At 38.1% G+C, this 25,784-nt stretch carries 24 protein-coding genes and 1 tRNA gene; 23 read left to right on the top strand and 2 right to left on the bottom strand.

Annotated features, from left to right (window positions below; all coding sequences use genetic code 11):
* Positions 1-11: 11 nt before the first annotated feature.
* The 7 genes from BVF91_RS07175 to ftsH all read left to right on the top strand — a co-directional run bounded on the left by BVF91_RS07175 (position 12) and on the right by ftsH (position 8,037).
* Positions 12-86, top strand: a tRNA-Glu gene (locus BVF91_RS07175).
* A gap of 155 nt (positions 87-241) precedes the next feature.
* On the top strand, positions 242-2,593 hold the full coding sequence (gene spoIIE / locus BVF91_RS07170; protein WP_085112768.1) for a stage II sporulation protein E: 2,352 nt from the start codon (positions 242-244) through the stop codon (positions 2,591-2,593).
* A gap of 61 nt (positions 2,594-2,654) precedes the next feature.
* Entirely contained in the window at positions 2,655-3,344 is a 690-nt protein-coding gene (locus BVF91_RS07165; protein ID WP_240495837.1) for a vWA domain-containing protein, read from the top strand.
* A complete protein-coding gene (locus BVF91_RS07160; RefSeq protein ID WP_085112767.1) occupies positions 3,344-4,183 on the top strand; it encodes a protein kinase domain-containing protein in 840 nt (279 codons plus the stop codon). The genes BVF91_RS07165 and BVF91_RS07160 overlap by 1 nt, the downstream gene beginning before the upstream one ends.
* 9 nt (positions 4,184-4,192) lie before the next feature.
* A complete protein-coding gene (gene tilS / locus BVF91_RS07155; RefSeq protein ID WP_085112766.1) occupies positions 4,193-5,575 on the top strand; it encodes a tRNA lysidine(34) synthetase TilS in 1,383 nt (460 codons plus the stop codon).
* 12 nt (positions 5,576-5,587) lie between these two features.
* Complete coding sequence (gene hpt, locus BVF91_RS07150) at positions 5,588-6,133, top strand: hypoxanthine phosphoribosyltransferase (RefSeq protein ID WP_085112765.1); 546 nt, start codon at positions 5,588-5,590, stop codon at positions 6,131-6,133.
* 68 nt (positions 6,134-6,201) lie between these two features.
* Complete coding sequence (gene ftsH / locus BVF91_RS07145) at positions 6,202-8,037, top strand: ATP-dependent zinc metalloprotease FtsH (protein ID WP_085112764.1); 1,836 nt, start codon at positions 6,202-6,204, stop codon at positions 8,035-8,037.
* A gap of 93 nt (positions 8,038-8,130) precedes the next feature.
* On the opposite strand, the gene BVF91_RS07140 is transcribed toward ftsH, so the two are convergent.
* Entirely contained in the window at positions 8,131-8,886 is a 756-nt protein-coding gene (locus BVF91_RS07140) for an AraC family transcriptional regulator (protein WP_085112763.1), read from the bottom strand.
* A gap of 119 nt (positions 8,887-9,005) precedes the next feature.
* Between BVF91_RS07140 and BVF91_RS07135 the strand changes: the two genes are divergently transcribed.
* The 9 genes from BVF91_RS07135 to BVF91_RS07100 all read left to right on the top strand — a co-directional run bounded on the left by BVF91_RS07135 (position 9,006) and on the right by BVF91_RS07100 (position 18,261).
* Positions 9,006-10,922, top strand: coding sequence for a right-handed parallel beta-helix repeat-containing protein (locus BVF91_RS07135; protein WP_085112762.1), 1,917 nt, complete (start codon positions 9,006-9,008; stop codon positions 10,920-10,922).
* Between the two features lie 180 nt (positions 10,923-11,102).
* Positions 11,103-12,485, top strand: a complete 1,383-nt coding sequence (locus BVF91_RS07130) for an ATP-binding protein (protein ID WP_085112761.1) — start codon at positions 11,103-11,105, stop codon at positions 12,483-12,485.
* Between the two features lie 17 nt (positions 12,486-12,502).
* Complete coding sequence (locus BVF91_RS07125; protein ID WP_085112760.1) at positions 12,503-14,170, top strand: formate--tetrahydrofolate ligase; 1,668 nt, start codon at positions 12,503-12,505, stop codon at positions 14,168-14,170.
* A gap of 1 nt (position 14,171) precedes the next feature.
* Positions 14,172-14,537 carry a hypothetical protein gene (locus BVF91_RS07120; protein WP_085112759.1) on the top strand — a complete coding sequence of 122 codons (366 nt, stop codon included), beginning with the start codon at positions 14,172-14,174 and terminating at the stop codon, positions 14,535-14,537.
* Positions 14,538-14,678: 141 nt separating this feature from the next.
* Complete coding sequence (locus tag BVF91_RS07115; RefSeq protein WP_085112758.1) at positions 14,679-16,229, top strand: acyl-CoA carboxylase subunit beta; 1,551 nt, start codon at positions 14,679-14,681, stop codon at positions 16,227-16,229.
* Between the two features lie 25 nt (positions 16,230-16,254).
* Positions 16,255-16,413: a hypothetical protein gene (locus tag BVF91_RS13280; protein ID WP_168170193.1), complete on the top strand. Its 159-nt coding sequence runs from the start codon at positions 16,255-16,257 to the stop codon at positions 16,411-16,413.
* 15 nt (positions 16,414-16,428) lie between these two features.
* The gene (locus BVF91_RS07110) at positions 16,429-16,809 is read left to right on the top strand and encodes a biotin/lipoyl-containing protein (RefSeq protein ID WP_085112757.1); all 381 of its coding nucleotides are present in this window, start codon (positions 16,429-16,431) and stop codon (positions 16,807-16,809) included.
* A 127-nt stretch (positions 16,810-16,936) separates the two neighbouring features.
* Positions 16,937-17,437, top strand: a complete 501-nt coding sequence (locus BVF91_RS07105; protein ID WP_085112756.1) for an ECF transporter S component — start codon at positions 16,937-16,939, stop codon at positions 17,435-17,437.
* Positions 17,438-17,487: 50 nt separating this feature from the next.
* Positions 17,488-18,261 carry a type III pantothenate kinase gene (locus BVF91_RS07100; protein ID WP_085112755.1) on the top strand — a complete coding sequence of 258 codons (774 nt, stop codon included), beginning with the start codon at positions 17,488-17,490 and terminating at the stop codon, positions 18,259-18,261.
* Here the strand turns inward: BVF91_RS07100 and BVF91_RS07095 are convergent, their stop codons facing one another.
* Complete coding sequence (locus tag BVF91_RS07095) at positions 18,262-19,398, bottom strand: GerAB/ArcD/ProY family transporter (protein WP_085112754.1); 1,137 nt, start codon at positions 19,396-19,398, stop codon at positions 18,262-18,264.
* 101 nt (positions 19,399-19,499) lie between these two features.
* Here BVF91_RS07095 and BVF91_RS07090 point away from each other — a divergent pair, with 101 nt between their 5' ends.
* The 7 genes from BVF91_RS07090 (at position 19,500) to greA (ending at position 25,769) form a co-directional block, all read left to right on the top strand.
* Entirely contained in the window at positions 19,500-21,020 is a 1,521-nt protein-coding gene (locus BVF91_RS07090; RefSeq protein WP_085112753.1) for a spore germination protein, read from the top strand.
* 29 nt (positions 21,021-21,049) lie between these two features.
* Positions 21,050-22,219 (top strand): Ger(x)C family spore germination protein, encoded by a 1,170-nt coding sequence (locus tag BVF91_RS07085; protein WP_085112752.1) that lies wholly within the window; start codon positions 21,050-21,052, stop codon positions 22,217-22,219.
* Between the two features lie 13 nt (positions 22,220-22,232).
* Positions 22,233-22,457, top strand: coding sequence for a hypothetical protein (locus BVF91_RS07080; RefSeq protein ID WP_085112751.1), 225 nt, complete (start codon positions 22,233-22,235; stop codon positions 22,455-22,457).
* Between the two features lie 103 nt (positions 22,458-22,560).
* On the top strand, positions 22,561-23,085 hold the full coding sequence (locus BVF91_RS07075; RefSeq protein ID WP_013787090.1) for a hypothetical protein: 525 nt from the start codon (positions 22,561-22,563) through the stop codon (positions 23,083-23,085).
* A gap of 4 nt (positions 23,086-23,089) precedes the next feature.
* Positions 23,090-24,019, top strand: coding sequence for a DUF8754 domain-containing protein (locus BVF91_RS07070; protein ID WP_085112750.1), 930 nt, complete (start codon positions 23,090-23,092; stop codon positions 24,017-24,019).
* Between the two features lie 26 nt (positions 24,020-24,045).
* On the top strand, positions 24,046-25,140 hold the full coding sequence (locus BVF91_RS07065; protein ID WP_085112749.1) for an NAD(P)H-binding protein: 1,095 nt from the start codon (positions 24,046-24,048) through the stop codon (positions 25,138-25,140).
* Between the two features lie 155 nt (positions 25,141-25,295).
* On the top strand, positions 25,296-25,769 hold the full coding sequence (gene greA, locus BVF91_RS07060) for a transcription elongation factor GreA (RefSeq protein ID WP_085112748.1): 474 nt from the start codon (positions 25,296-25,298) through the stop codon (positions 25,767-25,769).
* Positions 25,770-25,784: the final 15 nt, after the last annotated feature.

Below are 25,784 nucleotides of genomic sequence, written 5' to 3'. Positions count from 1 at the left end.
GATATGTCTTAGGCCCCGTGGTCAAGTGGTTAAGACATCGCCCTTTCACGGCGGTAACATGGGTTCGAATCCCGTCGGGGTCACCAAATTTGAATATTATGAGAGAAGCTACAAAATTGTAGCTTTTTTTATTTTATTTATATAAAATGTCGTTAAAAAAATTTAGGCTACCACCATATATTTACAAATTTTACCTTATATTGGATGCTATAATCATATCAAAAAAATGGTGGTGGTAAATATGCAGAGTGCTGATATTCTTCCTTACTCAAGGATAGGAAGGAAAGAAAGCAATGAAAAATTGCAAAAAGACAATGTAAAATTTATATTCAATGCATTAGTTTTTGCATTAATAGGTTTTGTCATTGGCCGCGCACAAATAATGGACAACCTTATCCCGTTCGGTGTGGCGTATTTTGCATCGCTTATAATGCAAAAGAGAAAGTATTTTTTGTCGGGAATTGGCGTTTACCTTGGAGTATTGTCTTTACCTGGTGTCAATAGCATCAAGTATCTAATCATTTTGGCTTTGATATTGGCTTTTGAGTATCTATTAAAAGTTAAAAGCAAAAACATCTTTAAAGTGGCGTTGATAACATTTTTCTCGCTGCTTTTAGTAGACCTCATCTACAGCAAAGCGTATGGATTTCTGTTGTTTGACGTGATGACGTCTATTTACGAATCTGTCATAGCCATGTTGATGGTATTCATATTTAACCAGGCAATTTTGCTTTTAAATAATTCAAACAGGAAAGTCATATCAAACGAAGAAATCATATCATTGTGCATACTGCTAAGCATTTTTATATTGGGGCTTAATAATATAAAGATATGGAGATTTAACTTAAATAGCTCATTTGGCATACTTACCATACTGATGAGTTCGTACATGGGCGGTGTTGGAACGGGTGCCAGCGTAGGAACTACCATTGGTCTTATTGGAAGCCTTGCTCTTACAAATACTCCTACATCTGTAGGCTTATACGGATTTACAGGTCTTTTGTCTGGAAGCATGAAAAAACTTGGCAGGTTGGGAATCGCCTTGGGGTTTTTCACTGCTGCTGCCATTATGACATTTTATGTCAATGCATTTGCAAATATGATCATCAGTCCTTACGATTTTGCTTTAGCTTCTTTAGTATTTTTATCTGTTCCTAAAAAAAGATTGGATCATCTTGTTTCAATTGTAAAAGGCGATAAAGGTTCATTGCAGCGAAGCTACAGCGTAAAGCTTAAAGAAGTTGTGACTGATAAATTGAAAGAATATGCTGAGGTTTTTGATGAGTTAGGGAAAAGCTTTAAAAAGGCCAATGAGAAGATCTTAGATCACAAGGATATATCATATCTTTTTGAAGAAATAGCTAATAAGACTTGCACTGATTGTGCTATGTACAAAATGTGCTGGGATAAAGACTTTTATTTTACGTATAAAAGCATGTTTGATTTAGTAGAAAGTCTTGAGAGTACAGGCAATGTAGAAAACAATAAACTTTATAAAAAGTGCATAAGATTTCCAGAACTTCTTAATTGTACAAAGCACAACCTCATGCTTTATAAGATAAACATGCAGTGGAGGGAAAGGCTTAAAGATGCCAAGAATATTGTCTCAAACCAGTTAAAAGGCATTTCGTCTGTTATATCAAACATGGCTGACGATATAGGCATGGACATCACTTTCAAGGACGATCTTGAACAGTATTTGCTTGTAGAATTAGATAAAAGAGGCATACCTGTAGACGACGCCATAGTTTACGATGCGGGAGATGGAAATGTGGTGATAAAGATATACAAGAAAGCCTGTTATGCAGCTAAAGAATGCGAGAAAAAAATTATTCCGGCTGTATCAGAGATTATGGGGGAGAAATACGAGCGGAAAAATACTTTGTGTTCTATAAATAATAAAGGGCGGTGCAGTTTGACTCTTACAAGAGCTGAAAGCTATCAAGTATCCACAGGCATTAGCAAAATCAGCAAAAGCGCTAACAAAATATCTGGTGATACGTACTCTTTCATGGAACTGGAAGGCGGAAAGTACATGGCGGCATTAAGCGATGGCATGGGCTTTGGATACAGAGCAGCTTCTGAAAGCAGCACGACAATATCTTTGCTGGAAAGATTCATTGAAGCGGGATTTGACAAAGGATTGGTTGTACAAACTATAAATTCTATTCTGGCATTAAGGTCAGCAGAGGAGATGTTCTCAACAGTCGACATATCGTTTATAGATTTGTTTACGGGAGATGCAGAGTTTATAAAGATCGGCGCCTCGGCTACATTTATAAAAAGCGGAAAAGATGTGGATGTGATTGAATCCAGTTCACTGCCTATTGGTATTTTGGAAGACGTCGATGCAGACATCCACGATAGGAAGTTAAAAGACGGAGATTTTGTGATTTTGACGACGGACGGAGTATTAGATTGCTTTGATGGTAACAAAGAAGAAAGCATGGCAAGATTTTTAAGAAACCTTGATATGAAAGATCCTCAGGATATGGCTGAAGCTATAATGAAGAAATGCCTTGAGCTTTGTGAAAACAAGCCTAAGGACGACATGACAGTGCTTGTGGTGAAAGTTTGGAAAAAGCGATTGTAAGCTGAATAATCCTTCCATAAGATGGCAAAAATAATAAAAAATCTTATGGAGGGATTTGATTTTGGAAATTTTGATAAATCAGATAATCGTCGTTACAGATGGCAAATCAAATGTTGGTGGGAATCCAGCAGATGCAGCTTTTTTAGCGTTTAGGAAGGGAATTCGAGTAAGCTCTATAGGCATCGTGGACGACGGAAATCTGTCTATAAAAGAGATAAAAGATATTGCAAGTTCTGGTGGTGGCGTGTATGACATAATTTATTCAGATGATTTTATACGGTCTTTATCGGCGGTGACGCAAAAATCAGCCGAAAAAACTTTGTACGATACGTTAGATAGCGAATTGATGAGACTCATAGGGAAAAATATAGAAGAACTCCATCCTGTATTGCGATCTCAAATCGTAGAATACATCGATAGACTTCTGGATATTTCAGATATAAGATGCGCAATTTTGCTGGACTTAAGTGGAAGTATGGCAAGAAAATTAAAAAAAGCGGTGAATGGAATAATCGATCTTCTAAGCACTATGAAAGTGAGAAAAGGCAAAAGCCAATTTTGTCTAATAGGATTTCCAGATGGAAATGATGCTTATGCGAAGATTATATGCCCATTTACATCGAAGATAAATGATATAGAAATTGGCCTTAAGAACTTAAAGGCAGGTGGAAATACCCCTACTTACCATGCGATAAAGCTGGCTACATCGCTTTTTGATACAGAAGTCGAATCTATAAGAGGTATCGGCTAATGCTTGAGAATGGCTATGTTTTGAAAGGCATACATAATGGACGGAAATACGTAGTCGATAAAAAAATTGGGCATGGCGGTGTGGCCGATGTATACCTTGTTCACGACGATGAAAATTTAAAATATGCGCTTAAGATAAGTGAAGACTTAATAAGCATTACGAGAGAGTACAAAGTGTTGACATCATTGAAAAATTGCGATTTTGCTCCACGTGTATTTGATTTAGATGACGCAATATTGTATAATAAAATGTATCACTATATCGTTTTGGAATACATAGACGGGTATAGCCTTGATAGATTGATTAAATCAGGCATTGATTTGGAGAATGCTTCATACATACTTACTGTGATTTTAGATGCTTTGATTAGATTAAAGCGATTAGGCATTTTTTACACAGATTTAAAACCATCCAATGTTATGATGGATGAGATAAAAAAGCGCATAGTGCTTATTGACTACGGTTCGACATCTGCTAAAGATGATACTGTAAAAGAATTTACTCCTGAGTTTGACAGAGCCAGTTGGAAAGTGGGATTAAGAAAAGCGGATTCCGGGTATCTGTCGTTTGAAGCAGGGATGCTTTTTGTATGCCTTGTAATGGGCAAGACGTTTAGACACGATTACCACACGATAGGAGAAGTCCTAAAGCAATCAAAAATAAGACTTGGAAAGTTTTATATTGTCATAATGAAGGCGCTTAATGGCACGTACGATATAAATAAACTGTATGTCAATTTTAAAAATGGCTGCTTTAGTGAAAAGGCGTCAATGTATTTAAATTACATGCTTTTTATAGTGGGTATGATATTCGTTGTACTTATGATTTTGGCGGTGTAGGGGATATATATGATAGATAGCTTTGAAAAGACGATAAAAGAATACAGAATGATAGAAAAAGGCGATAAAATCGTAATAGGAGTATCTGGAGGCCCTGATTCAATTTGCCTTCTTAACTTGCTTTTAGAGATAAAAGAAAAGTATAAGCTTAAGCTTTTTGTGGTTCATGTGAATCATATGCTGAGGGGAGCCGATGCAGATAGTGATGCGTTGTTCGTTGAGAAGCTTTGCAAGGGAATAAATATCCCATTTTTTTTATTTAAGGAAGACGTGAGAAGATACGCTGAAGAAAAGGGATTGTCTGAGGAGGCTGCCGGAAGGGAAATAAGGTACAGTGCTTTTAATAAAGTGTTTAAAGAAGTTGGTGGAAACAAAATCGCCATTGCCCACAACAAAAATGACGTAGCCGAAACGGTTCTCTTAAACATCTTAAGAGGTGCTGGCACAACTGGACTTGTAGGCATAAAGCCTGTTAATGGATGCATCATAAGACCACTTATAAGGACCACAAGAGATGAAATACTTGACTACTTAACATCAAAAGATCTTAGATATGTGATAGATGCTACAAATAAAGAAGATGTGTATAGAAGAAACCGAATAAGGCTAAAATTGATACCATTTATTGAAGAAAATTTTGATGTAGACATAGTTGAAAATTTGTACAGAACATCACAGATCGTGCTTGATGATGAAGATTATTTAAGCCAAGAATCTGAAAAAATATTTAATGAGATTGCTGACTTTGATAATGGAAATGTTAAACTTGACATTGATGGGATAAAAAAATTGCACAGTTCCATAAGAAGAAGAATCATTAGATTGGCTTATAAGAAATTAAAGGGAGATCTTAATCAACTTACATTTAAACACGTGGAAGATGTGTTAGATATCATGGACAAGCAGACATCGTCAAAAATTGATTTACCCTTTGAAATTGAAGTTATAAAAAGTTATAATAATCTTATATTCAGAAAAAGAACATTTTATGAAAAGCGAGATTTTAGCGAAGTTAAGCTTAATATTCCCGGCGTAACAGATGGTGGATGTTTAGGTGTATATAAGGCGGAGATAATAGATAGAGAATCAATAGAAAGCCTTAATTTAGGTAGATACCGTAAGCTTTTCGATGCTGATTTGATCGATGGCGATGTAGTCGTAAGGCATAGGAGAATTGGAGATTTCATCTCGCCTCTAAACATGAGAGGGACAAAGACACTTAAAGAGTATTTTATCGATGAGAAAATCCCAAGAGAGGAGAGAGATAAGATACCATTATTAGCTATTGGCAGCACTATTTTGTGGATTGTGGGACATAGAATGTCTGAAAAGTACAAAGTACGCGATGGCACAAAAAAAATATTGTCTATAGAGTATATTAAACAAGATTAAGGAGGAAATTTGATGGAAAATTTATCAAAGGACATCGATGAAATTTTGATCACAGAAGAAGAGCTTAAAGAAAAGATAAAAGAGCTTGGGAGACAGATTACGAAGGACTACGAAGGGAAAAATTTGATGCTGGTAGGAGTCTTAAAAGGTGCTTTAATGTTTATGGCTGATTTATCAAGGTGTATTGACTTACCTTTATCACTTGATTTTATGGCTGTTTCCAGCTATGGAAGCTCAACACATTCATCGGGAATAGTAAAGATAATTAAAGACCTTGATATAAGCATAGAAGGCAAAGATGTCCTAATTGTGGAGGACATAATTGACAGCGGTTTAACTCTGTCTTACTTGAGAGAAACTCTGCTTGGAAGAAAGCCAAAAAGCTTGAAAATATGCACGATATTAGACAAACCGGAGAGAAGAGAAGCATCTGTAAAAGTCGATTATGTGGGGTTTAAGATACCTGATAAGTTTGTAGTAGGTTATGGATTGGACTTTGATGAAAAGTACAGGAACCTTCCTTTTATAGGCGTTTTGAAACCTGAAATGTACAGCTAAAATTTGTTTTTTTATATGGTATATGTTATTATAAATTAAGTGATACGGCTTTGAAGGGAGGGCCATATTTGAATAAAACGATCAGAGGTATCGTTATATGGATACTTATAATTATCGCATTATATGCAATGGTACAATTGTATACTGATAATATTAAACAACCTGCGGCTATTGACGTTACTGAACTGTACAGCCAGATTATCAAAAACAATGTATCAGAGATGACTATTTCTGGCACAAGCATTACAGGTACTTTGAAAGACGGCACACAGTTTAGCAGCAACGTGCCTGATGTGACGTCGTTTATGAATTTCTTGACACCATATATTAAGGACAATAAACTTGTTGTCAAGAGCGAACCGCCTCAAGGTGCTCCTTGGTGGTATTCTCTTTTGCCAACGCTATTTATGGTGGCTGTACTTGTAGTTTTGTGGTATGTGTTTATGCAACAAGCACAAGGCGGTGGTGGCAATAGAGTCATGTCTTTCGGCAAAAGCCGTGCTAAGATGGTAACAGATGATAAGCGGAGAGTCACTTTTAATGACGTGGCTGGTGCCGATGAGGAAAAGGAAGAGCTGCAGGAAATAGTAGAGTTTTTGAAATTTCCGAAGAAATTCTTAGATTTAGGCGCTCGTATACCTAAAGGCGTTCTCTTAGTAGGACCTCCTGGAACTGGTAAAACTTTGCTTGCGAAGGCTGTAGCAGGTGAAGCTGGTGTTCCGTTTTTCAGCATAAGTGGTTCTGACTTTGTGGAGATGTTTGTAGGTGTCGGTGCATCGAGAGTTAGGGATCTTTTTGAACAAGCCAAGAAAAATTCTCCTTGTATAATTTTCATAGACGAAATTGATGCTGTTGGTCGCCATAGAGGCGCAGGATTAGGCGGTGGACATGACGAAAGAGAGCAAACATTAAATCAGTTGCTGGTTGAGATGGATGGTTTCAGTGTAAATGAAGGCATCATAGTCATAGCTGCTACGAATAGACCAGACATCCTTGACCCTGCTCTTTTAAGGCCTGGCAGATTTGACAGGCATGTTACTGTAGGTGTTCCAGACATCAAAGGAAGAGAGGAGATCTTAAAAGTACATTCCAGAAACAAGCCTCTCGCACCTGATGTGTCGCTTAAAGTTTTGGCAAGAAGGACGCCGGGCTTTACAGGAGCCGATATTGAAAATCTCATGAATGAAGCTGCGCTTTTGACTGCCAGAAAAGGCATGAAGCAGATAACTATGGTGGAGCTGGAAGAAGCTATTACGAGAGTAATAGCAGGACCAGAAAAGAGAAGCAGGGTAATATCAGAAAGAGACAAAAAGCTTGTATCGTATCATGAAGCAGGTCATGCTGTTGTTGCAAAACTCCTTCCTAATACACCTCCTGTACACGAAGTAACGATCATTCCAAGAGGAAGAGCAGGCGGCTACACAATGCTGCTTCCTGAAGAAGACAAGTACTACATGTCCAAGTCTGAGATGATGGATGAGATTGTCCACCTTTTGGGAGGACGTGTAGCTGAAAGTCTTGTTTTGAATGATATATCTACAGGTGCACAAAATGACATAGAAAGAGCCACAAACATAGCGAGAAAGATGGTTACAGAGTACGGCATGAGCGAGAAATTAGGTCCTATGACTTTTGGCACAGACAATGATGAAATATTTATTGGCAGAGATTTGGGCAGGACCCGCAATTACAGTGAAGAAGTTCAGTACGATATCGACAAAGAGATGAAGAGGATCATCGATGAATGCTACAACAAGGCTGAGACACTGTTGAAAGAGAATATAGATAAGCTTCATAGAATTGCACAGGCTTTGATGACGAAAGAGAAACTTAACGCAGAGGAATTTGAAAAGTATTTTAATGGCGAAAATGTAGATGAGACGAATCAAAGCGAAGAAGCATAACTTAAAAGACATACAATTTACTTTGTATGTCTTTTTTAGTTTCATGAATTGCTTTCAAACTTTTTAAGACATCAGTTAATATTGCTTTTGCGATTAATCTAATTCTCTGTATTCTTTCGGGGACATATTTGTCATCTTCCTGAAGTTTCTGTGAAATGTCCGCAAATTGTTGTATCCACAATTGATTGCGATTTCGCTTACAGAAAGATTGCTGTTTTTTAACATGTAGCATGATTGTGAAATGCGGTAGTTGTTTAGATACTCTGTAAAAGTCATGCCCATTTGCTGGATAAATAGTTTTGATAAATATGGATAATCGTAATTTAGGTATTTTGCTGCCTTTTTTAATGTACAGTCATTTGAATAGTTCTGCTCAATAAAAAGCAGCATCTTGTATAGAACTTTTGTCTTAGTCGATTGTCTTGAAGGAATGAATGAGGTATGGTTTACTAACTTATCGCACAGTGAATATAAAAAACTTTTTTTACCGTAGATGGAACCAAGCTTATTGAAATCTATGATGTTATCCAAGTGCAGTATGTTATCTTCAGGGATCATGCCTTTATAATTCATGTAAAAATCTCCGATAAGTTCTGGGGAAAACAGGATGATTGTTATATCAGAGCGATCGATTGTCTTAAATTCATGCATCTGGTTTGAAAACACAAAGGCTAAATCATTTTTCTTCAGTATGTATTCTTTTTTGTCTATAGAGATAGATAATTGGCCGTCATTTAAGTATATAAGTTCGTACGCTCTATGAAAATGATATGGAAATTGATAATTCTTAAGTGAAAAAAAGCGGAAGAGATCTTTTTCATTTACACCATGCTTTTGAAAAAAGACCATAAGAGTCCCTCCTAAAAAAACACTAATATTGTCTTAAAGTATACTACTTTTTGCATAGATATATCAATAGGCATTTGCTTAAAATAGAATTAATCGTTTAAAGAGGAGGGGTTTTAGAAATGGAATACCATGTGGCTAAGACTGGTTCAGATGAAGGGAAAGGAACGCTTAAAGATCCGTTTTTGACTATAAATAAGGCTGCGTCTGTTGCAATGGCTGGCGACACAATTATAGTCCATGAAGGAGTATACCGGGAATGGGTTAAACCAAAGTATAAAGGGTTAAGCGACAAAAGAAGGATTACCTACAAGGCGGCAGAAGGTGAAAGAGTAATAATAAAAGGTTCAGAGAGGATTCAAAGTTGGCAGCATGTAGATGGAAACGTGTGGAAATGTCAGTTGCCCAATTCTTTCTTTGGGGAATTCAATCCATACAAAGAAGAAATTTTTGGAGATTGGCTGCTTACGGTTGATGAGAAAAAACACTTAGGAGATGTATACTTAAATGGCATGTCGTTTTATGAAGTCACGAGATATGAAGATCTTTTTAATCCACAAGTTAGGACAGAAGTCCTTGATCACTGGACCCAAAAGATTGTACCTGTTCACAATGTAGAACAAACGAAGTACGTTTGGTATGCTGAAGTAGACTCGGAAAAGACTACGATTTACGCTAATTTTCAAGGTGCTGATCCCAACGAAGAATTTGTGGAGATAAACGTCAGAAGATCGTGCTTTTATCCTGTCGAAACAGGCATAGATTATATTACAGTTAAAGGCTTCGAGATGGCACATGCTGCAACACCGTGGGCGCCCCCGACAGCAGATCAGCCAGGGCTTATAGGTCCTAACTGGAGCAAAGGGTGGATAATAGAGGACAATATCATACATGATGCTAAATGCAGCGCAATAAGCATCGGCAAAGAAGCCACAACAGGCAACAATTATCGCTCTATACGGAAAGACAAGCCTGGGTATCAGTATCAATTAGAAGCTGTTTTCAATGCTGAGAGGAATGGTTGGTCGAAAGAAAAGATAGGTTCACATATCATTAGAAACAATACGATCTACGATTGTGGACAAAATGCCATTGTTGGGCACTTAGGAGGAGTCTTTAGTGAAATTTACAATAACCATATTTACAATATCGCATTGAAAAGGGAATTCTACGGCCATGAGATAGCAGGGATAAAGCTACATGCGGCCATAGATGTGCAGATTCACCATAACCGTATTCACGATTGCTCATTAGGGTTATGGCTGGATTGGGAAGCACAAGGCACAAGAGTCAGCAAAAATTTGTTTTACAATAATAACAGAGATATGTTTGTTGAAGTAAGCCATGGGCCGTATGTTGTTGATCACAATATATTAGCTTCTGAGTATGCTATAGACAACATGTCACAAGGTGGAGCGTATATAAACAATTTAATCGCAGGCAAGATGAATCAGAGAAAAGTGCTAAACCGCTCGACTCAATACCATCTTCCACACAGCACTGAAATTGCGGGATTTGCATTTGTATACGGGGGAGATGATCGATTCTACAACAATATCTTCATAGGAAAAGATGGATTAGAAAATGTGGGAACTTCTCATTACAACAATTATACAACATCTTTAGAGGAGTACATTGAAAAGGTAAATGAAGTACCTGGCGATTTAGAAAGATTTGAGCGAGTGGAACAACCGGTCTACATCAATAAAAATGCATACTTCAATGGTGCAGAGCCATTTGAGAAAGAAAAAGACAATCTTGTTAAAAAGGACTTCGACCCCAAACTTACCATCATTGATGAAGGAGATGAAGTCTACCTTTCACTGCAATTGCCAGATGAATTCGAAAATATTGTAGGCGATATTCATTCGACAAAGACATTGGAAAGAGTGAGGATTGTGGATGCGGAGTATGAAACTCCAGATGGCAAAGAGCTGGTTTTGGATACTGACTATTTAGATGCGAAAAAGCGGGGAGATGGTCCAATAGGTCCAATTGTGCTTTTGAAAAAAGGTGATAATTACATAAAGGTTTGGTAATATTGAGTGAGGTCTTATGTCCTGTGATAAAGGCATAAGGCTTATTTTTTTATATATAAAAATAATAAATTTTTTATAAAATATCGAAAAAGTTTGTCAGAATAAGAAGGATTTTTGACAATTATGTCAAAATATATAAGTGTCGCCTTAAAACTTATACTAAAGAAAAGAGGAATTATCATGGACAAAATGATAAGGTCATCGAAGGAGCCTAACTACAATTGGATATTTGACTTAGTCGATGGACTAAAAGGATTTACTATTTTAAAAAATTTTGACGGTGAAGTGATATATATAAACAAAGTTCTCTTAAGATTATTGGGATTTAATCACGATGATATAGGGGGAAATTACGATTTCTTTTTTAAAAACTTCTTTCTTAATGAAGCTAAGAAAGTGGATGAAAACATATATGATATTACTTTGAATTCCAGATATGGTTTTACATTGAGATTTAAGATGGTGGATAATTTTTTGAATTCCGATGATGGGAGAAAGCTTTGCATCATTTCTACCCTTAATTTTGTAAAAAGTGAGTTAGATACTATGCGAGACGTAAACGCGTATTTGGATCTTCTGTACAATAGATTTAAGCTTGTAGACATGGTGGATACGGGTATTTTGCTTATGGATAAGAGAAGGCGCATAGAGTATATAAACAAGGCTGCTTGCCAGCTTATGTGTTTAGACTACAAAAAGGCTTACCGCAAAGACGCAGAAAAAGTGCTGAAATCATTAGATGAAAAGATAAACTTTGACGAAATAGTAAGCAATAAGATCGTCGTTTACAATGTAAAAGACAGTGGGCGTTTTTTGTCTATGGAGGTAGCAGACACTTACGACGATAACTTTTTATGTATCATCGTAAAAGACGTTACAGAAAAGCTGAAATTCGGAGAGATCATCGAAAGAAGTGAAAAATTCAACTTGATGGGAAGCTTGGCTGTGTCGCTAATTCACGAGATAAAAAATTCCATCACATCTATAAAAGGATTTTTGCAGCTTATGCAGCTTAAAGACAAAGCGAATGCTTCTTTTTTTGACACCATCATAAGCGAATCAGATAGAATAATAGATTTGGTGATGAGTTATTTAGGCGTAGTTAGAAATAGCCCCGATGAAGGCATTGACCTAAACGAGCTTATTGAAAAGTACATGATCTTAATTGAAGCAGAAGCAAAACATAGGCAAATCGAAATAATAAAAAAATTGAGAGAAGTTCCGATGGTGAAGATAGAAAACAACCAACTAAAGCAAGTGCTATTAAATGTTTTTCAAAATTCTTTTCAGGCCATCGGCTCTGGAGGGAAGATATGGATAACGACTAGATTTAATTCTTACACAAATAAGGTTATAATAAAGATAGCAGATAACGGCGGTGGAATCGACAGAGAAACACTTAAAAAAGTGATGGTGCCTTTGTTTACTACAAAAAAAGACGGTACAGGTTTAGGGCTATCTATTAGCAAAAACATCCTCAATAAATACGGCGGGGATTTAAAGATATTCAGCAAAAAAGGCACTGGGACGATTGTGAACATATACTTAGGGCTTAAAAATTAATCACTGGGGGGATTAGTTTGAAAACAGACATCGAAATCGCGCAAGAAGCCAAAATGAAGCATATAGCTGATATAGGTGAGAAGATAGGAATAGAAGATGAGTACCTGGAGCTTTACGGAAATTACAAGGCTAAAGTGTCGCAAAAGCTTTGGGAGAAGATAAAAGACAGAAAAGATGGGAAGCTCATTTTGGTTACGTCTATCAACCCTACACCTGCAGGTGAGGGAAAATCTACTGTAACAGTAGGCTTAGGACAAGCCTTAAATAAGCTTAAAAAGAAGGTTGCAATAGCCTTAAGAGAGCCGTCATTAGGCCCTTGTATGGGAATAAAAGGCGGTGCTGCTGGTGGAGGCTATTCACAGGTGGTACCTATGGAAGATATAAATTTGCATTTTACAGGTGATATGCATGCAATAGGTTCTGCCCACAATCTGTTATCTGCCATGATTGATAACCACATACATCAAGGAAATGAACTAAATATCGACGTAAGGCGCATTACGTGGAAGCGAGCAATTGATATGAATGACAGGGCCTTAAGAGAAATCGTCGTAGGGCTTGGAGGGAAAGCAAATGGATATCCGAGGCAGGACGGCTTCATAATAACTGTGGCATCAGAGATAATGGCCATCTTGTGCCTTGCAACAGATTTTAAGGATTTGAAAGAAAGATTGGGCAAGATCATAATAGGCTACGACAAGGACGACAATCCTGTCACAGCCAAAGATTTAAAAGCCGATGGTGCAATGGCACTTTTGCTTAAAGATGCTATTAAGCCTAATCTGGTGCAGACTTTGGAAAATGTTCCTGCATTCATACATGGTGGTCCCTTTGCAAATATCGCTCATGGGTGCAACAGCATAATAGCGACGCGATATGGATTAAAGCTGGCAGATTACCTTGTGACGGAGGCTGGTTTTGGTGCTGACTTAGGGGCAGAAAAGTTTTTTGATATAAAGTGCCGGTATGGAGGATTAAAGCCAAGCGCTGCTGTAGTTGTGGCGACCATAAGGGCTCTTAAGATGCACGGTGGACTTAAAAAGGAAGAGTTATCAAAAGAAAACATTGATGCACTTGAAAAAGGCATAGAGAACCTTGGGAAGCAGATAGAAAATGTGCAAAAGTATGGAATACCAGTAGTCGTCGCTATCAACAAGTTTACGCACGATACGGATAGGGAAATCCAGTTTGTAAAAAGGTATTGCAGCAATTTAGGCGTAGAGGTGGCTTTGGCAGAAGTTTGGGAAAAAGGTAGCGAAGGTGGCATTGAGTTGGCAGAAAAAGTGATTGATGCATGTGAAAAAGAGTCTGATTTTAAGCCAATATATGAACTGGACACATCTATTGAAGATAAGATTAGAACCATAGCAAGGGAGATTTACGGCGCGGATGACGTGGAGTTCACTAAAGAAGCTGTAAAAGACCTTAAAAACATAGAAAAATTGGGACTTAGCCATCTTCCTGTATGTGTTGCCAAGACTCAGTATTCACTGTCAGATGACCCGAAGCTTTTAGGAAGACCTAAGGGATTTAACATTACTGTAAAAAGATTAAACATATCTGCTGGAGCTGGATTTATAGTTGCAATGACGGGCGATATTATGACGATGCCAGGGCTTCCTAAGTCGCCTGCGGCAGAAAAGATGGATATAGATGAGGAGGGCAACATTAAAGGTCTATTTTGATATGAAAAGTGAGATGCTTAGTATACAAAATTTAAGTCAGGCTAAAGACGAATTGAAAAAGCTTCACATTGAAGACATTTCTGTATCCATGATGGCTCCAAAAGCCGTGTTTTGCGCCGTAAAGCTTTATGACGTCCATCCAGCGGCTGCCAACATCATAAAACAGGAGATGTTAGCTTTAGGCGGAGAAGCGGCAGTGGAGAGAGGCTGCGTAAACATGAGCATCGAAAGCTCTCAGGTGGTCATTATGGGGACTCTAAAACAGTATTTAAGGCTTTTGTCAAAGCTTAAAATGCAAAAAGGATATTTTGGACTTGATGATGTTGTAAAAGAAGTGTCTAAAAGTATTAAAGATTTAATGAAATAGAATTATCTAAAAAGCGGATTTGAGAAAAACTTCTTTCATCCGCTTTTAAATATTTTTAAGAGTAAAAGCTTAAAAGGATATTTATTATTAGGTCATAATATGATATATTAGAAGTTAGTAACATACAAAGGAGGTAAATTGATGTCAATAGATGATAAGATTGAAGACCTTCTTAGAAGAAGAGAGATGGTTTTAGAAGGCGGTGGTTTAGATAAAGTAGAGAAACAACACCAAAAGGGAAAGCTTACTGCAAGAGAGAGGATATACAAGCTTTTAGATGAGGATAGCTTTGTAGAAATAGATGCCTATGTTGAGCACAGGTGTATTGACTTTGGCATGGAAAAGCAAAGGATACCTGGCGAAGGCGTAGTGACAGGGTATGGGACGATAGATGGAAGGCTTGTCTACGTGTATGCACAGGATTTTACGGTTTTAGGAGGATCATTAGGCGAGTATCATGCAAAGAAAATCACAAAGATAATGGATATGGCTTTAAAGATGGGTGCGCCACTCATCGGGTTAAATGATTCTGGAGGCGCCAGAATACAGGAAGGCGTGGATGCTTTATCGGGATATGGCAACATATTTTTCAGAAACACGCTGGCATCAGGCGTAATACCGCAAATATCAGTGATAATGGGGCCCAGCGCTGGAGGTGCAGTTTATTCGCCTGCTCTTACTGACTTTATATTCATGGTAGACAAGACAAGCCAGATGTTTATAACTGGGCCGCAGGTAATAAAAGCTGTGACAGGGGAAGACGTCTCTGTAGAGGAGCTTGGGGGATCGATTACTCACAGCACAAAAAGCGGTGTGGCGCATTTTAGAGCTGAAAACGACGAAGAGTGTTTGGAGATGGTGAGAAAGCTATTAAGTTATCTTCCATCAAACAATTTGGAAGATCCGCCGCAAATGGCCACAGATGATGATATAAACAGATTGTCTGATAGGCTTGTGGAGATAATACCAGATAGTCCAAATAAGCCTTATGATATGAAGGAACTCATTTCGGAAATAGTGGATGAAGGCGTGTATTTTGAATCACAGGAAATGTATGCGCAGAACATAATAACAGCATTTGCAAGGCTTAATGGAAGGACAGTAGGGATAATAGCAAACCAGCCTAAAGTTTTGGCTGGATGTCTTGACATCAATGCATCTGACAAGGCATCAAGGTTTATAAGGTTTTGCGATGCTTTTAACATCCCACTTCTCAATATAGTGGATGTCCCTGGATTTTTGCCTGGCACGAATCAAGAGTACGGTGGAATAATACGCCATGGCGCTAAGATGTTGTATGCTTACTCTGAGGCTACAGTGCCAAAAGTGACTCTTATTGTGCGAAAAGCTTATGGCGGTGCTTACCTTGCGATGTGCAGCAAAGACTTAGGGGCTGACTTTGTTTTGGCATGGCCTACTGCCGAGATAGCGGTCATGGGACCTGATGGAGCGGCAAATATTGTTTTTAAGAATGAGATAAAATCATCTGATGATCCAATCGCTGCAAGAAATGAGAAGATAAATGAGTACAGAGAGAATTTTGCAAATCCATACAGGGCTGCAGCGAGAGGATATGTAGATGATGTAGTTCTGCCACAAGAGACGAGACCACGTCTCATCTCAGCGTTTGATATGCTTATGAGCAAAAGGGAATCAAGGCCAAGCAAAAAGCATGGCAATTTTCCTGTATAAAATCGCATTTAAAGGAAGTGGAAGAATGGAAGAGATAAATGAAGAAATAGTCGCTGTCATTGAAGCTGCGATTTATGCGGCGTTTGGTCAGTATGCAAAGAATTTTCGCATAAAATCAATAAAGAGAGCCGATTCAAATATGCCGGAATGGAGAAAAGCTGGCCTTTACAGTCAGATGAGATAGATTAGGAGGATGAAAATGAGAAAATTTATAGTGACTGTCAATGGGAAAAAATACGATGTGGAAGTGGAAGAAGTAAAAGATATTGCAAGCGAGAAAAAATCGCAAGAAGAAACTGCCTCTAAAAGTGAGGTAAAGGTAAATGCAAAAAGTACACCGATGGAAGTCAAAAATGAAGTCAAAGACGGTTTCCCAATCAATGCACCAATGCCTGGTACTATACTGGATGTCAAAGTAAACCAAGGACAGGCAGTCAAAAAAGGCGATGTGCTTTTAATACTGGAAGCTATGAAGATGGAAAATGAAATCACATCACCCTACGACGGCACAGTAATATCCATAAATGTTTCAAAGGGCGCTTCTGTAAATACAGGCGATGTGCTTTTGTACGTGAAATGATGCAATGCTTGATATACATCCGCTTTTTTGGTAGAATTATCTTGCCGGCATCTTACGAGCTGGACATATTAAAATATTGCAATAGTTCGACCGGTATCCACAATGGAACTGGATTGGAGGTGTAAATATGGCTTCAAAGCTTAGTGTGAGGCAGATTACAATTGCTGGTATGTTATCAGCCATATCTATCGTAATGGCTACAACCCCTTTAGGTTATATACCATTAGGCATTGCCAATGCCACAACGATGCACATACCAACTATAATAGGTTCTATATTAGAAGGACCTTATGTAGGCACTTTTATAGGGCTTATCTTCGGCGTATCCAGCTTTATAAGGCAGAATACCCCGCTTTTTGCAGACCCTCTTGTGGCGATACTGCCGAGGCTGCTTATCGGAATTGTAACGTATTACACGTATAAGTTAACGAAAAGTTCCGGTATTGCAGCGGTTGCAGGAACTCTTACAAATACGGTTGGCGTGCTGGGATTAGCTGTTTTAAAGAAGTATTTGACAGTGCAAGTCGCGCTTATGGTGGTGCTTAAAAATACAATATTTGAAGTTGTTATCGCAGTTATTCTAACAACAATCATTGTAAGATCTGTAAAAAGATATGTTAAGCAATAAAGCAGGCTATATGCCTGCTTTATAATATAGCATGAAAGGAATGTATCTAAATGCTGTTGGTCTTTGATGTTGGAAACACAAACATCGTCTTAGGCGTATACGATGGGAAAAAGCTTTTGTATTCATTCAGAATCTCAACAGATAAGTCGAAGACGTCTGATGAATATGGAATATTGATAAAACAACTTATTGAGTACAGAAATATGCATTTAAGCGACATAAATGCCGTCATAATATCTTCTGTTGTGCCTCCTATAATGCACACGCTGGAAGCCATGACTATAAAATACTTCAATGTGTATCCATTGGTGGTAGGTCCAGGGATAAAGACAGGTATAAATATAAAATACGACAATCCAAAAGAAGTAGGTGCAGATAGAATCGTAAATGCTGTGGCAGCTTATGAACTGTACGGGGGACCTGTCATAATAATAGATTTTGGCACAGCCACTACTTTTTGCGCAGTTTCTAAGAACTGTGAGTATTTAGGCGGCGCTATAGCACCAGGACTTATCATATCTGCTGATGCTCTTTTTCAGAGGACTGCAAAGCTTCCTAAGATAGAGCTTGTAAAGCCTGAGAAGGTCATATGCAAAAATACCGTTGAAAGCATGCAGGCAGGATTGATTTATGGCCATGCAGGCATGGTGGATTACATCGTCGCTAAGATGAAAAAGGAATTTGCGGAAAACGCCTATGTGGTAGCGACAGGTGGCCTTGCAAAGCTGATTGCACAGGAATCAAAGGTTATAAATACGGTAAATGACATGTTGACTTTGGAAGGGCTTAGGATAATATACGAGCGGAACATAGAAAAATTGTGATTACTTTTTTTGCTGGACATTTGTTTTTTTGTCCAGCTTTCTTATTTTTGCAACAAAAAATATAAACAGAGGTAATATGACTTCGAAAATGACTGTTTCGTAGAAAAATTTGTCTTTCAGAAAATTGTACAGTTCATCTACATTTGACGATACGAATACGGACATTGGGATCATTATGGCTGCAATTGGAAGCACAGCAAATCTGTAATCTTCAAAGTTTAACACATCTGAAAATCCCTTCACGATTATGTAAGTAAAAACCGTTATTTTCATGAAAATGCCTTCTACCCAGATAGCCATTATTATAGAGTCAAGCCTTGCGAAGTAGTTGCTAAGCCTTATGGTGCGGGTCATTTCCAGTGCAGTGAATTTAAAGTCTGCAGTGGTTTTAGAACCGAATATTCCTATTGCAAGTACACCCAGCATAAGCGCAAAAGAGATAAATAAAAGAGATATTACGCCGCTTTTTAAGACTTTTTTGCTTTCGGATATGTGTGGAAATATGGCTAATATTATTACGCTTTCCAGCATCCACGATATAAGTGGCAAAGCTCCTTTCATGGGTGGCAATAGTCCGTTTGCCAAGATAGGAAGAAAATTTTCAAATTTCACATAAGGCATTGAGAAAAAAATGACGAATCCTAAAAGTCCCATCCCAAAAGGAAATACCACCTCATTCATTCTGGCGATTGCTACAAACCCTTTTGTGACAGCGTATGATGCCACAATCATCAATGCAAGTGAAAAGACTATCGGCGGTGTTTTAGGCATAAAAGCACCTCTCATGATTTCAAAAAGCTCTCTTAACATTATTACAGCTAAGTGGATGAAAAATGAAAGGTAAAGAGAAGCGATTATTTTGCCTATGATTTTTCCAAAAATATCTTCTAAAAAAGAAAATAGGGTTTTGTCTTTAAATATGGCGGATATGCCATAATATAAGCAAAATACTGGAATGCTGAATGCTGTCGCCATTATTACAGACATCCAAGAATCCTGTTCAGCTTTTGATGCAACAATAGATGGCAAAAATATCGTTGCTGTAGACAGTATAACTGATACTATCAAGTATATGAATTGCTTTGGCGAGATCTTTTTTTCTGTTGTTGCTTCATAACTCAATATATTCCTGAACATGTTCTTCTCCTTAAAATGTTTATACATGAAATATTATTTGATTTTTGTGCCAATTATATTCTACATGTGTTTTTGGAATAATAAATTTGGAGATGGTTTTTATGGACAGAACTTATTTGGTGGAAAATTATAAAGAAATGGGGTTGTACGATGATATCGATAAAAATATAGATGTGCTAAAGACGCTATTGGACAAAAGTAGTGATGTGATTTTCAGAGAGTTCAGGATAGGAGAAAAAAAGGTAAAAGGCTTTTTGGTTTGTGTGGATGGACTTGTAGATAAGGCGCTTATAAACAACAATATAATGGAGCCTATAACATTGGAAAGCAGAAAATTAGACAACAATTATTTAAGCAAAAAAAACGTCTACGAGTCCCTTTTAAATTACTTCATAACAACGGCAGACATAAAGGAAGTAGAAAAATTTGGTGATGTGGTGGAAAGCATTTTAAGCGGCGATACGCCTGTTTTTGTTGATGGCGTAGACAAATCCATTGTGATAAGTACGAGAGGTTGGGAGCAGAGAAGTGTATCTGAGTCTACCACTGAAGCTGTCGTAAGAGGACCAAAAGAAGCTTTTGTGGAGACACTTAGGGTTAATACTTCCATGCTTAGAAGGAGGATAAAAAACCCTAATTTTGTCATAGAATCTTTAAAAATCGGCAAGTACACCAAGACGGACGTGGCAGTAGCTTACATTAAAGATGTGGCGAAAGATGAAGTCGTTGAGGAAGTAAAAAAAAGGCTTAGCAAAATCGACATGGACGGAATCATTGACAGCGGATATCTAGAGGAAATGATAGAGGACAATCCGTTTTCACCATTTCCTCAGATTGAGCATTCAGAGCGGCCAGACAAGATTGCTGCAGAGCTTTTAGAAGGAAGAGTTGCTATCATTTCAGATGGTTCTCCAGAGGTGTTGGTGGTGCCGACGATTTTCGTCCAATTTTTCCAGTCAGCAGAGGACTATTACGAAAGGTACTATATATCGACTCTTTTTAGAGTGTTGAGGCTTGCGGCAATGCTTATGTCGCTTACATTGCCATCTATCTACGTGGCGGCTGTAACGTATCATCAGGAAATGATACCGTCGCCTTTGGCTATATCTATCGCAGCCCAAAGAGAAGGAGTGCCATTTACGACTCTAATGGAGGCATTTTTGATGGAATTCTTCTTTGAGATATTGAGAGAGGCAGGAATAAGGCTTCCAATGCAGGTTGGCCAAGCTGTAAGCATCGTCGGCGCTTTGGTCATTGGTCAGGCGGCAGTGCAGGCAGGCCTTGTGTCTGCTGCGACGGTAATCGTCGTTGCATTGACAGGAATAGCTTCATTCTCAATACCTGCATTTAATATAGCTATAACATTTAGGCTTTTAAGGTTTGCCATGCTATTAGTCGGAGGTACACTAGGATTTTTTGGCATAATAATGGCGCTTATGATGATACTGGCGCATTTAGCATCGTTGGAATCATTCGGAGTTCCGTATTTGTCGCCAATTGCACCTTCCAACACCAGAGAACTAAATGACGTGTTTATAAGGATACCATGGTGGGCAAAGATATTCAGGCCTCATAAGGTAGCTGGAAGAAATGTAAAGAGGCAGAATTACACAAGAGGTTGAATTTTTCAACATCTGGGGAGGCATTGTTTATGAAAAGAGTTTTGATTTTGTTTGTCATACTATCATTGCTTCTTACAGGCTGCTGGGACAAAAGGGAGATAAATGAGCTGGCATTTGTGCAAGGCATAGGGATGGACATAGACAAAGACAAGATGTGCAACATCACTGTACAAGTTTTGAAGCCAGCAAATTTAGCTACAAGTTCTGGCGGTGGTGGAGGTGGTGCTGCGGCAGGAAAGCCGTATGAGGTGTACAGCTCAAGAGGTGTCGACTTCGCAAAGGCATTTTCGAATTTCAATACAGAACTTTCAAGGACGCTTTTTCTCCAGCACAATGAAATAATATTCATAGGTGAAAACTTGGCGAGATCGGGTATTTACAGCATGCTGGACTTTGTCACCAGGAATCCCGAGTTTAGAAGGACATCTTATCTGGTGGTGGTATCCGGAGGAACCCTCGATGACCTTATGAAATTGTCAAAAAGTGTTGAAAAGTACCCGTATCGAGAAATTCTGGGCATGATTCAAAACCAAAAAAACACATCTTCAGCCTATGTATGCGATATAAACCACTTTGTAGAGACTTTAGAGACAGAAAAGGTACAGCCTATAGTAGGCAGATTAGAGATTGTAAAGAAGGATGGTGAGCCGCAGCACGCCAGGTTTGTAGGTGCTGCAGCATTTAAGTACGATAAGATGGTAGGGCTTTTGTCGGAACAAGAGACAAAAGGTATAATGTGGATGGACAACTTGATTAAAAATACATCCCTTGTCATTGATAAAGGACCAAAGGGAGATAAGACTCACATTTCATTTACTATAATAAAAGCTAATTCTTCTATCACTCCAAAAGTAAATGGCGAAGATGTCTCATTTGATGTAAAGATCAATTTTGACTCAAACATGATAGAACAGAATTCAAGGTACGCTCTTACAGACCTTAAGATGATAAAAGGCCTTGAAGATCTGCAGCAAGAGAAGGTAAAAGGCGAAGTCTTGGACGCTTTAAATGCAGTCCAGAAGAAGTACAAGGTTGACTCTGTAGGGTTCGGACAGAAGCTTCAAGAAAAATATCCTAAAGTGTGGGAAAAATTGAAGGACAGATGGGATGAGACTTATCCAAACGTAAAAGTGAATGTAAGCGTGAAGGCCACACTAAAGAGGTCTGGACTTACTTCAAAGCCAATTGAACCAAGGTAAAAGAGGGTTATGTATGTTAAACGCATTGGGAATAACGTTAATATTTTTGATAGTAATATTTATGGAAGTGCCTGGGCTTATAAAGAAGAAAAAGACAAAAGAAGTGGTAGTGTTTTTTATACTTGTTGCAATAGGATATACTCTTAATTTGTTAGTTGCTTTCGATGTAAAAATTACCGCCACAAATAAGCTCATTGAGATGCTTATGAAGCCTATAGAAAAAATATGGGGCAAATGAAGTAATTTTTCATTTGCCTTAAATCCATCTTGAAATATATGCCAGGAAGTAGTAGAATTATAAATAGTATGAGCACAATTTGTGCACATAAAGGATGGTTAATATGGATTTTGTAAAAATAGGCGAGAAGATAATAAACACCAAAAAGCTTCACAACATCATAGACAAAATGATCGAAATGAGAGTTAATGGTTTTTCACAGCAAGAGACGGCGTCAAAGTTTAAAGTCGATAGAAGCTTTATATCAAGGTTGGAAAACATAGGCGAGGTGAGAAAAGGAGGAAACATTGCGGTAATAGGATTTCCAATTAAAAATAAAGAAGAAATTGAAAAATTATTGAAAGATTATGGCATTGATTTTATCTTGCTTTTGTCTGAAAAAGAGCGCCTTGGCATTGCAGATAATATGACGGGTGCAGAGCTTTTTAATATGGTTATGGACATAATCGCAAAGGTACAGTCTTACGACACGATTATATTTCTTGGCTCTGACAAAAGGACAAATTTGATGGAAGCCATATTTGACAAAGAAGTGATTTGCGTCAACATAGGGCATTCTCCAATAACAGAGGATGTCTTTGTAAAGCCTGAACTCATAATTGAGATTTTGGATACTTTAAGGAGATGATCTTGTGAAAAGGGTAGTGAGCGTAAGCATAGGCTCATCAACAAGGAATAACAGAGTAGAGACGGAGATATTAGGAGAAAAGTTTATAATCGAACGAATTGGCACAGATGGCGATATGAAAAAAGCCATAGAGCTTATAAAAGAGCTTGACGGGAAAGTCGATGCATTTGGCATGGGCGGTATAGACTTGTACCTGTATGCCGGAGAGAGAAGGTATGTCATAAAAGATGCGGTTCCACTTAAAAATGCTGCTAAGATATCGCCAATCGTAGATGGTTCTGGCCTTAAGAATACGCTTGAAAGAAGGGTAATAAAATACATACATGACAACAACATAGTGGACATAAAAGGCAAGAAAGTTCTCATAGTGAGTGCGATGGATCGGTTCGGCATGACTCAGACATTTCATGAGTATGGGGCTGATTTGACGCTTGGCGATATGATATTTGCCTTAGGTGTGCCGATACCACTTCATTCACTTAAACTTCTTTACGGATTGGCAGCCATTATAGCCCCTATAATAGTGAAGATGCCATTTGAAATGTTGTACCCTACAGGAGATAAGCAGCTTTCAATAGACGGCAGAAAGTACGAAAAATTCTATAAAGAAGCTGACATAATAGCAGGCGATTATTTGTTTGTCAAAAAGTACATGCCTGACGATCTGAAAGACAAAATTATCGTGACAAATACTGTCACAAAAGATGATGTAAAGATGCTTAAAGATAGAGGTGTCAAGCTTCTTATCACAACGACACCAAATCTAAATGGAAGGTCGTTTGGCACCAATGTAATGGAAGCTGTGCTCGTATCGCTATCAGGCAAAAGTCCATCTGAGATGAAACCGGATGATTACAATATGCTTCTCGATAAGATTGGCTTTGAGCCGAGGGTAGAATATCTAAACGGTGAAAAAGCCTCAATAGAAAAGTAAATATTTTGTTGAAAGGATGATTTAACATGCACAAGTTCGCTTTTATCATACATCCAATTGAATACGAAGATGTCAGCAGAAAGTTTAAGATTATGAATAAATTGCCCCGCAGCGTTGTAGAGGGATTTACAAAAATGCTGCCGCCTCTTAAAGTATCGGAGATAACAGGTGTAAAAAGCAAGTATGCTGAAACGAAAGGCTATTTTGTAGCAGTGCCGCTTATCTCTAATCAGATGATGAGCCTTCCGGAAGATTACGTCATGAAAAAAATTATTAAAGCTGGCAAGATAGCAGAAAATTTGGGAGCTGAAATCGTAGGATTAGGTGCTTTGACGTCTGTAGTTGGAGATGCAGGGATTACAGTGGCAAAAAATCTCAATATTGCTGTAACTACAGGCAACAGCTATACAATCGCTACTGCCATAGAAGGCACAAAAAAAGCTGCTGAGCTTATGGGAAAGGATATAAGGGATTCAGAGGTTGTAGTAATAGGCGCTACAGGTTCCATAGGAAAAGTGTGCGCTGAGATACTTTCCAGAGAAGCCAAGTACATGACATTGGTGGCAAGAAACAAGCAAAAATTAGAGGACTTCAGCAAATACCTATTGGAGAAGACAGGCATGGCTGCAAGAGTCACATCTGACGTAAAAGACGCTTTGAAGACCGCAGACATAGTTGTGACAGTCACAAGTGCTGTAGATACCATTATAAAGCCTGAATACCTAAAACCCGGTGCTGTCGTCTGCGATGTGGCAAGGCCAAGAGATGTGTCTAAAGAAGTTGCTGATGCAAGAGACGATGTATTGGTTATAGAAGGTGGTGTCGTAGAAGTGCCAGGCGATGTGGATTTTCACTTCAATTTTGGTTTTCCGCCAAAGACAAGTTATGCGTGTATGGCAGAGACAATGATACTTGCAATGGAAGGCATGATAGAAAATTTCTCATTAGGTAGAGACTTAACGGTGGAGCAAGTTGATACGATAGCAAAGTTGGCAAAAAAACACGGCTTCAAACTTGGAGGATTCAGGAGCTTTGAAAGAGCTGTATCAGAGGAAACCATAGAAAACGTGAGAAAGAATGCGGCAAGGAGATTAAAAGAAAATAGATTTAGTGCCGTATAATACTTGACTTTATTTGTAAACTGTTTTATAATATTCCACATGAAAATATAGACACAAGCACTGCATAAAGCAGTGCTTGTGTATTAATATTATCATAATTGATATGGCTTAAACATAGAATAAAATACAATATTGTTATAAAGGAGATTGGCAATATGGGTAAGCAAGTGATTTTAACTTATGATGGCTTAAAAAAATTAGAAGAGGAGTTAGACTATCTTAAGTCTGTAAAAAGGCCTGAAGTTGCTGAAAAAATCAAACAAGCTCGTGCATTTGGAGACTTAAGCGAAAACTCTGAATACGATGAGGCGAAAAACGAGCAGGCGTTTATTGAGGGAAGGATAGCTACAATAGAAGCCATGCTTAGAAACGCTCAAGTCATCGATGAAGAGGATATCGCCATTGACAAAGTAAGTGTAGGCTGCACTGTAAAAGTCTACGATGAGGATTTTAAAGAAGAAGCAGAGTACACGATAGTAGGATCGACTGAGGCAGATCCTATGAATAACAAAATATCTGATGAATCACCTATAGGTAAGGCACTTTTAGGCAAAAAAGTAGGTGATACGGTTAGCGTAGAAGTGCCAGCAGGAATAATAAAACTCAAAGTTTTAGAAATACACAAATAAATCTGGAGGAGTATT

Source organism: Thermoanaerobacterium sp. PSU-2 (assembly GCF_002102475.1).
Classification (GTDB): domain Bacteria; phylum Bacillota; class Thermoanaerobacteria; order Thermoanaerobacterales; family Thermoanaerobacteraceae; genus Thermoanaerobacterium.
This window is presented reverse-complemented; position numbering and strand designations above follow the sequence as displayed.